10 protein-coding genes are annotated in these 12,323 nt (G+C 39.0%); all 10 read left to right on the forward strand.

The window, feature by feature from the left end:
* Positions 1-116 precede the first annotated feature (116 nt).
* The 10 genes from hemH to ACI3K6_RS04990 all read left to right on the forward strand — a co-directional run bounded on the left by hemH (position 117) and on the right by ACI3K6_RS04990 (position 12,246).
* Positions 117-1,049 carry a ferrochelatase gene (hemH, locus tag ACI3K6_RS04945; protein ID WP_435553971.1) on the forward strand — a complete coding sequence of 311 codons (933 nt, stop codon included), beginning with the start codon at positions 117-119 and terminating at the stop codon, positions 1,047-1,049.
* Between the two features lie 36 nt (positions 1,050-1,085).
* Positions 1,086-2,501, forward strand: a complete 1,416-nt coding sequence (gene hemY / locus ACI3K6_RS04950) for a protoporphyrinogen oxidase (RefSeq protein WP_435553972.1) — start codon at positions 1,086-1,088, stop codon at positions 2,499-2,501.
* Between the two features lie 227 nt (positions 2,502-2,728).
* Entirely contained in the window at positions 2,729-5,302 is a 2,574-nt protein-coding gene (locus ACI3K6_RS04955) for a YhgE/Pip family protein (protein ID WP_435553973.1), read from the forward strand.
* Between the two features lie 116 nt (positions 5,303-5,418).
* Positions 5,419-6,153: an MBL fold metallo-hydrolase gene (locus tag ACI3K6_RS04960; protein ID WP_435553974.1), complete on the forward strand. Its 735-nt coding sequence runs from the start codon at positions 5,419-5,421 to the stop codon at positions 6,151-6,153.
* A gap of 14 nt (positions 6,154-6,167) precedes the next feature.
* Positions 6,168-7,157, forward strand: coding sequence for a lipoate--protein ligase (locus tag ACI3K6_RS04965; protein WP_435553975.1), 990 nt, complete (start codon positions 6,168-6,170; stop codon positions 7,155-7,157).
* A 177-nt stretch (positions 7,158-7,334) separates the two neighbouring features.
* Positions 7,335-8,891, forward strand: coding sequence for a fatty acid--CoA ligase family protein (locus ACI3K6_RS04970; RefSeq protein WP_435553976.1), 1,557 nt, complete (start codon positions 7,335-7,337; stop codon positions 8,889-8,891).
* Between the two features lie 77 nt (positions 8,892-8,968).
* Positions 8,969-9,745, forward strand: coding sequence for an enoyl-CoA hydratase-related protein (locus ACI3K6_RS04975; RefSeq protein WP_435553977.1), 777 nt, complete (start codon positions 8,969-8,971; stop codon positions 9,743-9,745).
* 105 nt (positions 9,746-9,850) lie between these two features.
* Positions 9,851-10,582: an AzlC family ABC transporter permease gene (locus ACI3K6_RS04980; RefSeq protein ID WP_435553978.1), complete on the forward strand. Its 732-nt coding sequence runs from the start codon at positions 9,851-9,853 to the stop codon at positions 10,580-10,582.
* Positions 10,572-10,880, forward strand: a complete 309-nt coding sequence (locus tag ACI3K6_RS04985; protein ID WP_435553979.1) for an AzlD domain-containing protein — start codon at positions 10,572-10,574, stop codon at positions 10,878-10,880. Before ACI3K6_RS04980 ends, ACI3K6_RS04985 begins: the two co-directional genes overlap by 11 nt.
* A 94-nt stretch (positions 10,881-10,974) precedes the next feature.
* The gene (locus ACI3K6_RS04990; protein WP_435553980.1) at positions 10,975-12,246 is read left to right on the forward strand and encodes a M48 family metallopeptidase; all 1,272 of its coding nucleotides are present in this window, start codon (positions 10,975-10,977) and stop codon (positions 12,244-12,246) included.
* Positions 12,247-12,323: the final 77 nt, after the last annotated feature.

Genomic DNA, 12,323 nt, shown 5'->3' on the forward strand with positions numbered 1-12,323 from the left:
TTTTGGCACAATAATATAAGCTGCAAAAAGGGTCATGAAAGTCAGAATGGTAGTTAACTGACACTTCGTGACCCTATCCACAGTTAAGGGATAAACATACGATTGAGGTGTAAAACATGGCAAAGAAGACAATGGGGTTGCTAGTAATGGCTTATGGCACGCCCTATACATTGGATGATTTAGAGGGATACTATACTCATATTCGGCGTGGCAGAAAACCTAGCCCTGAAATGATAGAAGATTTACGAAATCGCTATGAAGCCATTGGGGGAATCTCACCTCTGGCCAAAATTACTCAAGAACAAGCTGAACTGCTTGAGCAACATTTAAATAGCGTACAGGATGAAATTGATTTTAAAATGTATTTGGGTTTAAAACATATTCATCCATTTATAGAAGATACAGTGAAACAAATGCATACCGATGGAATTAGAGAAGCGGTAAGTATCGTGCTAGCCCCACATTTCTCAACTTTCAGTGTGCAATCCTATAATGGAAGAGCGATAGAAGAAGCTACCAAGCTGGGGGGATTGACTATTACGTCAATTGAAAGCTGGTATCAAGAACCTAAATTTATTCAATATTGGGCAGAGAGAGTTAGGGGTATATTCGACAGTATGCCAGCTGATGAAAAAGAAAATGCCGTTCTAATTGTTTCTGCACATAGCCTCCCTGAGAAAATTATCCAATTTGGAGATCCGTATCCTCAGCAGCTAAAGGAAACGGCTGATTTAATTGCTGAACAGGCTAGTGTGAAAAATGTTGAAATTGGCTGGCAAAGTGCAGGCAATACGCCTGAACCTTGGTTGGGTCCCGATGTACAGGATTTAACAAGGGATTTATATCATGAGAAAAAGTATAAAGCCTTTGTTTATGCTCCGGTAGGATTTGTATGTGACCATCTTGAAGTTTTATATGATAATGATATCGAATGTAAAGCGGTAACAGATGAAATTGGGGCAAAGTATTATCGACCAGAAATGCCAAATGCTCAGAGAGAATTTATTGACACATTGGCTACCGTCATTTTGAAACATATTAGTCAATAATGTAAAGAGGGAAATAACAGGAAGAAGGTGAAGCCCGTGACGGAAGAACACAAGAAGGTTGTTATAATTGGTGGAGGTATTGCCGGAATGACAGCGGCGTTTTACCTTCAAAAAATGATACGTGAGCACAGCCTTCCAATCGATATTCAATTGATAGAGGCCTCACACCGTCTGGGAGGGAAAATGCAAACCGTTGTTAAGGACGGTTTTACAATTGAAAGAGGTCCTGATTCCTTCTTGGCAAGGAAGACCAGCATGATCAGACTGGCAAAAGAGGTTGGAATGGATGACAAATTAGTACCCAATTCCACGGGAAAATCGTATGTTTTAGCTAATGAGAAACTGCATTCAATGCCCGGTGGATCGATCATGGGAATCCCAACAGAAATTGGACCATTTATCACTACTGGTCTATTTTCTCTTCCCGGTAAGTTAAGAGCTGCGGCTGATTTTATTTTACCTCGATCAGAAAGTGGGAAAGACCAATCTTTAGGAGAATTTTTTCGCAGGAGATTGGGAGACGAGGTTGTAGAAAATTTAATTGAACCATTATTATCCGGGATTTATGCAGGTGATATTGATCAATTAAGTTTACAATCGACATTCCCGCAATTTTATGAGGTGGAACAAAAATACCGAAGCCTGATCATAGGGATGAAAAAGTCCGCTCCGGCAAAGCCAAAGGAAGCTGTTACAAAAGAAAAAACCACTGGCGGATTCTTAACGTTTAAAACTGGTTTGCAATCCTTTGCTGAGGCAATTGAGGCTCATCTAGACCCAAACATCATCTTAAAAGGGCATAGGGTGGAGCAGATAAACAGATTTAATGGGAAGTACGAACTATATCTCAATAATGGGGAAATGATTACGGCTGATTCTATTATTGCAGCCACTCCACATAAAGTGACGCAATCCATGTTCTCAGAATATAACTTTTTTGAGCCTTTTAAGTCAGTTCCATCCACTTCGGTTGCTACAGTATCAATGGCCTTTCCGATAGATGCAATTAAGCAGGATATTGATGGAACCGGATTTGTAGTATCAAGAAATAGTGACTATTCGATAACAGCATGTACCTGGACCCATAAAAAATGGGAGCATTCCACTCCGAAGGATAAAGCACTGCTTCGTTGTTATGTTGGTAGGGCCGGTGACGAAACAATTGTGGATCTCTCGGATGATCAGATCATCCGCATCGTACTCGATGATTTGAAGAAAACGATGGACATTACAATGAATCCGGAATTTTCGATTGTTTCTCGTTGGAAAAATGCTATGCCACAATATACAGTAGGCCACAAACAAAGGCTGAATAAAATTTTGCGGTATATGAAAGAAGAACTGCCAGGTGTTTTCCTCGCAGGTGCATCCTATGGCGGTGTAGGAATTCCTGACTGTATTGATCAGGGGGAAGCATCGGTTAAAGATGTATTAGATTATTTAAAAGGATAAGATTTATTCGAAGAGACTGCTGGTTAGTAAACAGTCTCTTTTTTTTGCATTTTAGCTATTGCCAATCTATGAAAAAGAGAGTATACTCGAAAAGTAATAAATGACTGAAATGTTCATTTGGTCAATTTCAGCATCTTTAAGGATTGTCATCTTTGATAATCCTAATTCTTTACAGAATAATGACCAAATGAATAAAACGGTCAATAAAAATAAAGGAGGCATCCGATATGAAAAACATCCTGTTGAAGGAAGAGCTTTCAACTATTTTCAAAAATAAGAAAGTCTTAATTCCGATTATCGCAGTCATGTTTATTCCTGTTTTATATGCCGGGATGTTTTTGTGGGCGTTCTGGGACCCTTACGGCAAGATGGATCACCTGCCGGTTGCAATTGTCAATAATGACAAGGGAGCTGAAATGGAAGGAGAACACCTGAAACTTGGTGATGATCTTGTAAAAAAATTAAAAGACAGTAAACAGTTTGATTTTAAAACTGTCAATAAAGATCAAGGATATCAGGATCTGAAAAATCAAAAATATTACATGTTAATTGAAATACCAAAGGATTTTTCAGAAAACGCAACAACTCTCATGGATAAAAATCCAAAAAAATTGGAGCTAATTTATAGACCAAATGAGAGCTACAATTTCCTTTCAGCTCAGATTGGCGGGACTGCCATTGATAGAATCAAAACGGCTGTTTCCGAAAAGGTAACTGAAACTTATGCTGAAACGATATTCGAAAAGGTGTCTGAACTTGCAGACGGTATCAAAAAGGCAAGTGATGGTGCAGGAGAATTGAGTGACGGTACTGTCGAACTTGATAATGGCTCAAAAGAGTTAAATAATGGTCTTTCGACATTAGCAGAAAAATCGATTGAATTTAATACCGGAATGAAAACGGCTGATGCAGGTGCCGGAAAACTATCCTCCGGTTCGAATGAATTATACAATGGGCTTGCAACCCTTGCGGAAAAATCAATTGTATTTAATACCGGAATGAAAACGGCTAATGCTGGTGCTGGTAAACTATCCTCCGGTTCGAATGAATTATTCAATGGGCTTGCAACCCTTGCGGAAAAATCAATTGAATTCGACCAAGGTGTGAAAACGGCATCTTCAGGTTCACAAACATTGACTGAAGGTTCAAGTCAAGTTAAAAATGGTCTAGCAACAGTAGATTCCAAGCTTCCTGAACTAGTTTCGGGAACTGACAAGGTCTACCAAGGTGCTGAACAATTGAAAGAACAACTTCCTGCAGGGATTGCTGAAGGAATGAAAACTCAATTGTCCAGCAGTGTAGGAGAGCTTAATAAAGGAATTGACAGTTTTGAATCACAACTGACTGCCAGCCTCTCCCAACAAATTGCTAAACAGACATTGGCCCAACAGTCAGCAAGTATGCAGCAATTAGCTGAAGCTTTAATAAAGAATGGTGCCAACCCAGCAATTGTGCAAGGTGTATTTGCACAAGCCCAAGCAGCTGCCCCAACACAGGAACAGCTTCAAGCACAAATTGCTGCCAACCTTAAACCAGGTTTGGATTCAGGATTCGAGCAATTTAAAACTGGAGTTAATCAAAAATTATTGGGAGCTACCACAGGTTTAGAGGAGCAAATTCGAAATCAAACCAATCCATATTTTGATAGCCTAATTAACGGAATTGGGGCAGTCAATACTGGACAAAAAGATTTGCAATCTGGGATTCATCAATTATATACAGGTTCAGTTGCTTTAAACACTGGTGCCCAACAGTTAACAAATGGGATGACTCAATTATCTAGCGGTGCAGATCAATTAACAGCTGGTGCAGGCAAACTTGCAACTGGCTCAAATCAACTCAAAAACGGTGCAACCGATTTGGCAAGTGGGATGACTCAATTATCTGGCGGTTCAGATCAATTAACAGCTGGTGCAGGTAAACTTGCAACTGGCTCAAATGAACTCAAAAACGGTGCGACTGACTTGGCAAGTGGGATGAACCAATTAACAGCTGGTTCTGGAGCAATCACGGATGGGGCTGGGAAATTAGCCGATGGTTCCAACCAATTAAAAGACGGTACAACTAAGCTATCTGACGGGGCAAATGAACTTGCTACTAAACTTTCTGATGGTGCGGAACAGGCCTCAAAGGTTCATGCTGATAATAAAACATATAATATGATGGCGAAACCGGTAAAATTAGAAAAAGATAGATTAAATAAAGTGCCAAACTACGGAACAGGATTTGCACCATATTTCTTATCATTAGGTTTATTTGTTGGTGCACTTCTATTATCAATTGTCTTCCCAATTCGTGAAGCAGCTATAAGACCATCAAGCGGTTTTAACTGGTTTTTCAGTAAATTTGCGATTATGGCAGCGGTTGGTATCGTTCAAGCATTAGTTGCTGACGCCATCCTTCTTTGGGGATTGGATCTGCACGTTCAAAGTGAGCCTAAATTTATGCTATTCTCGATTTTGACCAGTTTGACATTTGTAACGTTAATTCAATTACTTGTTTCTGCATTGGCTGATGTCGGGCGTTTTGTTGCCATTGTCATTCTAATATTCCAACTAACAACAAGTGCAGGAACGTTCCCGCTTGAATTAATTCCAAATTTCTTACAGCACTTTAATGCTTTCTTACCAATGACTTATACAGTAAGTGGCTTTAAAGCAGTAATCTCAAGCGGCGACTACAGCTTTATGTGGGAAAACTTCATGATTTTATTAAGTTTTACTTTAGGGTTTGCGTTATTAACGATCGTTACCTATTCAATGAAACTTAAATCTAAACATAAGACACTTATAAGCGAGTGATAATCAAAAGACCAGCCAATTCATTCATTTGGCTGGTTTTTTCAATACCAAAATTATGAATAGAGCACAAGTTGGAGTATATTAGGGAGTAGAAAATGAAATTGGAGGAATGAGACATGAAGTTGACAGTCATTGGTTTTTGGGGTGGATATCCCAAAAAGAACGCTGCTAGTTCAGGCTACTTGCTTGAACATGATCATTTTAAACTGCTAATTGATTGCGGAAGCGGTGTATTGGCCAAGCTGCAAAATATTGTGGAGCCAGAGGAGTTAGATGCTCTTGTTCTTTCCCATTATCATCCGGATCATATTGCTGACATTGGCGTTCTTCAGCATGCCAGATTGATTCAAGGTTTTCTAGGGAAAGAATTCCCGACACTTCCTGTATATGGCCACCATTTTGATCAAGAAGAATTTGCAAAATTAACCTATAAAAATATTACCCAAGGTCATGCATATGATCCGAATCAGAAGCTAAGCGTTGGCCCGTTTCAAATCACCTTTTTAAAAACAGATCACCCAGTGCCATGTTACGCGATGAGAATCGAAGCTGACGGAAAGGTGCTTGTTTATACAGCAGACAGTGCTTTTAAAGAAGAATTTATTGAATTTAGCCAAGCAGCTGATGTATTACTATGTGAGTGTAATTTTTATGGCAACCAAAGTGGAAAGTCTGCCGGTCATATGAATAGTTTGGATGCAGGTCAATTTGCTAATAGAGCAGGGGTAAAGAAATTAATTCTGACCCATCTGCCGCATTTTGGGAACCTTACTGATCTTACGACTGAGGCAGCGCAGCATTTTACTGGTATAATAGAGCTAGCTGAAGAATTTAAGACTATTACACTGTAAAAGGGGAAGTAACAATGTTATTTATCGACAATAAGGGAATAACAGATCCGCAAATTAATCTCGCCATCGAAGAATATGCCCTGAAAAATCTTGATATTAATGAAACCTATCTATTATTTTACATAAACCAGCCATCCATCATTATTGGAAAAAATCAAAACACCATTGAAGAGATTAACACAGAATATGTAGAACAGAATGGGATTATTGTTGTTCGCAGATTGTCCGGAGGTGGAGCTGTTTATCACGATCTCGGGAATTTAAATTTTAGCTTTATAACCAAGGATGACGGAGAAAGCTTTCATAATTTCCGTAAATTCACAGAACCGGTCATATCAGCTCTGAAAAAATTAGGGGTAAATGCCGAACTAAGTGGCAGGAATGACGTCGAAGTAGAAGGCAGGAAGATTTCCGGTAATGCACAGTTTTCTACAAAAGGTAGAATGTTCAGTCATGGAACGCTTCTGTTTAACTCAGAAATGGAAAATGTCGCCTCTTCTTTAAAGGTAAAAAAGGATAAAATTGAATCAAAAGGGATTAAATCTGTAAGAAGCCGGGTGGCTAATATATCCGAATTTTTAACCGAAAGAATCAATATCGAAGAGTTTCGTTCTTTAATTTTAAAATCAATCTTTGAGGGACAGAGTGAAATTGCCGAGTATGTTCTTACTGATGAGGACTGGGAAAAGATTCATCAGCTTTCCAAAGAACGCTACCAAAATTGGGATTGGAACTATGGAAAATCACCTAAATGTAACCTGCAGCATTCTCATCGTTTCCCTGTCGGATCGATTGATGTCCGATTAGAAGTCAATAAAGGAATCATCGAGAATTGCAAAATATATGGCGACTTTTTTGGTGTAGGCGATGTAAGTGAAATTGAAGCTAAACTAAAGGACATTCGCTATGACAAGGGTGAAATCGAAAAAGCTCTCGCAGATGTTACTATTAGTCATTATTTTGGAAATATAACGAAAGAGGAATTTCTTAACCTACTATATTAAATAGATAACAGCACACTTTTTTTTTGGGGTGCTGTTTGTTTATCTAAACGCACTGTGTAACTTTTCTGAAAATATCGAGAATTATACTTGAATACTTAAGGTTCTTTCAATATAATATATTTAGAAAATTGTTACAAAAATGTGAATGAGTATTCATTCACCAAAGGGGAGATAAACATGAATCTAACTTCACAGCTTCATGAGACTGCCAAAAATTCGGCTGAGAAGATTGCTTATTACTTTATGGGCAAATCAAGCACATATGCTGAATTAGATGCTGCTATTACGAAGTTTGCATCCGGTCTGGAGAAATTAGGGGTCAAACAAGGGGATCATATTGCGCTGTTGTTGGGGAACTCACCGCATTTTGTGATCAGCTTATACGGAGCATTACGATTAGGCGCCACTGTTATTCCAGTAAATCCAATTTACACTCAAGATGAAATTGGATATATCCTGAATAACGGAGATGTAAAAGTAGTTGTGGGTCTCGACATGATGATTCCACTCGCAGAAAAAGTCCACACCCATCTGCCAAAAGTAGAGCACTTTATTATCTGTGAAACAGACCAAAAAGGATTAGAACAACCGGGTGTAGAAAACCTTTCCGTTTACTCAAAAATGAAATCGTTTACAGACACAGTAGCCTCTGGAGACATCACTTTCAAAGGCCCAGAACTTCAAGATGATGACAACGCAATTATACTTTATACCTCAGGCACAACAGGAAAACCAAAAGGTGCCATGCTTACTCATAAAAATCTCTACAGCAATGCTAAAGATATCGGTGATTATTTAAAAATGAACAGTGATGATAAGGTCATTACTGTTTTGCCGATGTTTCATGTATTTTGCTTAACCGTTGCTTTAAATGCACCATTGTTAAGTGGTGCCAGCCTTTTAATTGAACCAAAATTCAGCCCAAAAGAAATTTTCAGAATAACTAAAGAATACAAAGCAACCGTATTTGCCGGAGTTCCAACTATGTATAATTTCCTATATCAATTTCCTGAATCAAATCCGGAAGATTTACAGTCACTAAGACTCTGTATTTCAGGAGGAGCATCTTTGCCGGTTGCACTTTTAAAGAATTTTGAACAGAAATTTAATGTTTTGATCTCTGAAGGGTATGGATTATCCGAAGCATCTCCGGTTACTTGCTTTAATCCGTTGGATCGTCCACGGAAGGCTGGTTCTATTGGAACATCGATTCTAAATGTCGAAAACAAAGTTGTAAACGAGCTTGGCGAGGAAGTTCCTGTCGGTGAAGTCGGTGAATTAATTGTCCGTGGACCGAATGTCATGAAAGGCTATTATAAAATGCCAGAAGAAACGGCTGCTACAATTCGAGATGGATGGCTTTATACAGGTGATATGGCCAGGATGGACGAACAAGGATATTTTTATATAGTTGACAGAAAGAAGGACTTAGTTATTGTTGGAGGTTATAATGTGTATCCACGAGAGGTGGAAGAAGTCATTTATAATCATCCTGACATAGTTGAAGTCGCTGTGCTAGGAATTCCTGACCCGAATCAGGGTGAAGCCGTGGCAGCCTATGTGGTCAGCAAAAATCCTGATGTAACAGCAGAACAGCTGCTTGCCTATTGCAAAGAACATCTTGCAAAATATAAAGTTCCTACTACGATTGAATTTTTAGAAGAACTGCCAAAGAATACAACAGGAAAAATTCTGCGGCGTGCACTCAAAAAGCAAGTAACACAGCAGGTTTAATAATTGAAAATTTTATTTTGAAACGGCAGGCTTATGGTCTGCCTTTTTCGAATTTAATAGTGAAGGGGTGATTTTAAATGGATAATATCGTTTTGGAGATTCGTCAATACATTGCTGTTTTAACGATTAATCGTCCGGAATCATTAAATGCATTTAATTATGAAACACTTGTTGAACTAGGGGAGAAGGTAGAGCAAGTTCGGGTTCACCCCGATGTTAGAGCGGTTATTTTTAGCGGAAGCGGGCATAAGGCTTTCAGTGTTGGAGCTGATTTAAAAGAGCGAAAAACCCTTAGTGATGCAGCGGTAAAACGTAATCTATATAAAATCAATGAGGTCTTTAATGCGATAGACCAGTTGCCGCAGCCGACGATTGCAGCGATAAATGGTTTTGCTTTTGGTGGCGGGATGGAGCTTGCTTTAGCCTGTGATTTTCGAATCGCAGCGAATGATGCGGTAATGGGCTTGACTGAAACCAGCTTAGCTATTATCCCAGGGGCAGGAGGAACTCAAAGATTGCCAAGATTAATTGGTCAGGCAAAAGCCCTTGAGCTTATATTAACAGCGAGAAGATTACAAGCTGAAGAAGCAAAAAGCTATGGATTGGTTATGAGGGTAGTGAACAGAGAGCAGCTTATGCAAGAATCGATGACCTTTTGTACACAGTTGCTAGCGAATGGCCCGATTGCCCTTCAACAAGCCAAATTTGCCATCAAGAATGGAATGAACACTGATTTGGCCACAGGGCTCCAAATTGAACGAAAAGCCTATGAGGTTACCCTTCCTACTGAAGATAGAATCGAGGCATTGAATGCCTTTGCTGAAAAAAGAAAACCAGACTTTAAAGGTAAATAAACAAAAGCATGGCGGAGATTTCTGCCATGCTTTATTAGTTTATCTTTGTCAGAATGTTTGCTAAAATGTATTGTTATATGAGGATATGCACCAGGGGGGATCAGGTTGGCAGATTTTGCAATAGGAAAAGAAGCAACACAATTTAGAAAAGGGATTCAGGCCGGGATAACCATTGGAATCGGCTATTTTCCCATTGCACTTACTTTTGGTCTTTTGGCGAAGTCTTCAGGACTTACAATCTATGAGACTGTTTTAATGAGCTTAATTGTCTTTGCAGGGGCCTCACAGTATATTTCTTTAAGTCTAATTACCTATGGGACGGGAATTTTTGAAATTATCCTCACCACGTTTATTGTCAACATCCGGCATTTTTTAATGAGCGCAACATTAAACGAGAGAACCGAGGAAGATCTCTTGTTAAATAAAATGCTTTATTCATTTGGTATTACTGACGAGACTTTTACCGTTGCAGCCACAAGGGAAGAAACGGTCACATCCGGTTTCATGGTCGGTCTTATCACGGTATCCTATTCTAGTTGGGTGATTTTTTCTGGAGTCGGTCATCTTATTGGAGCCAGTCTTCCTAAAACTTTGCAGGAAAGTATGGGGGTTGCTTTGTATGCGATGTTTATCGGACTTTTGGTACCTTCGATGAAAAAAAATGTTAAGGTCGTTTTTTTGGCGGCGCTTGGAGCGGTGTTTAATTCCATTCTGACGGTAGGGCATTTTATGGCGCAAGGCTGGGCGATTGTAACGTCTACACTTCTATCAGCGATCATCATTGAAGTGGTTGAAGCTTTGAAAAAACCACAAAGGGGTGGACATGATGCGGAATGAAATCATCTGGATGATTATTGGAATGGGGTTGGTTACATATATTCCTCGCATGCTGCCATTTATGCTGTTTAAAGGAAAGGAATTACCCGCATTTGTACAAGGTGTATTAAAAAATGTTCCCTATGCAACCTTGGGGGCGTTGATTTTTCCGGCTATTTTATTGATTCAAAAAGGCGATGTATGGTATGGAGTAGTAGGGGCAGCTGCTGCATTTATTGCTGCTTTTTTGGGAGCGAATGTGATAGTGGTCGTCCTTGGTTCTATTGCTGTATTAGCTTTATACTCTTATTTTTTGTAGCCGGATTAAGTCCTCCGGCTATTTTTTATGTTCTAAATAACCTTTTTTTTACTAAACTAATTACAGAGAGGTTGTACAAAAAGGGGGACAAAGTATGGCGCGGAAAATGGGGTTCTTTGCGGTTTTGGCCTATATCATATATGGACTGTTTTTTTATTGGTATTTGTTTCACTTTGCAGATCCAAAGCTTCCCTTTGAATATGAAGGAACAAAAGCTGATCCTGCTACATTTTTGAATGGACGGGAATTGATGCTGAGTGAAGAATATTCCAAGATTAGAAATCTCTTGTTTTTCCTTTCAACCCCGTTTGAATGGCTTTTATATTTTCTGATTTTATTATTTGGTTTTTCCAAAGCGTTCAAGCGTTGGGCAGATCAATCTGTAAAATATAAACTTTTAAGGACGCCCATCTATCTGTTTTGGTTGTCCCTATTTGCCTATTTGGCGACATTTCCACTAAATTACATGAGTTATACTTTTTCGAAGTCCTACCATATTTCCACCCAGTCTTTCCCTTCGTGGATGAAAGATGAGCTAATTGATTTTTGGCTTAATTACGGAACGTGGCTCATCATTGTTCCAGTGCTCTACTGGCTTATGAAAAAAAGTAACAAACGCTGGTGGCTGTACGGGTGGTTGTTGTCAATTCCATTTACTTTGTTTATGACGTTTATTGAACCCGTTGTGATTAACCCATTGTATAACGATTTCTATCCACTTAAAAATAAGGAATTGGAAACGAAAATATTAGCGTTGGCCCATCAAGCACACATTCCGGCGGAACATGTTTTCGAAGTAAATATGGCGAAAGAAACCAATTCAATGAATGCATATGTAAATGGAATTGGTTCCAATGCCCGGATTGTTTTATGGGATACCACCCTTAACAAACTAAATGATGATCAGATTCTTTTTATCATGGCTCATGAGATTTGCCACTATGTTGAGAAACATATTTATTGGGGAATCGGCATTTATTTAGTGCTATCGCTGTTTGGGCTATATATAACGTATCGATTAATGAATTGGGTCAGCAGCCGTTGGGGAAAAGAATTGAAAATGGCTGATGTGAAGGATATTCGCTCTCTGCCACTATTTTTTATGGTCATATCGATGCTGATGTTTGCTTCTAGCCCATTTACCAATTTCATTTCACGATATGAGGAAAATCGTGCTGACAGATATGCTATTGAGCTTACTAAAAATCCAGAGGCGGCCATTACTTCGTTTCAGGAGTTAACCCGCTCAGGATTATCTCAAGTAAATCCGCCATTACTTGTGAAGATTTTCCGATATACCCATCCTTCCATGCTAGACCGTATATCAAAACTTGAAGAATATGAAATTGAGCATCGAAACAAATAAAAAACTGGCTAAAGACAAAATAAGGTCTTTAGCCTTTTTATTTGTAAAAGGGCAAGAAAATACGCATTTTTACTAGA

Origin of the sequence: Neobacillus solisequens (genome assembly GCF_051233465.1) — a bacterium.
Classification (GTDB): domain Bacteria; phylum Bacillota; class Bacilli; order Bacillales; family Cytobacillaceae; genus Neobacillus.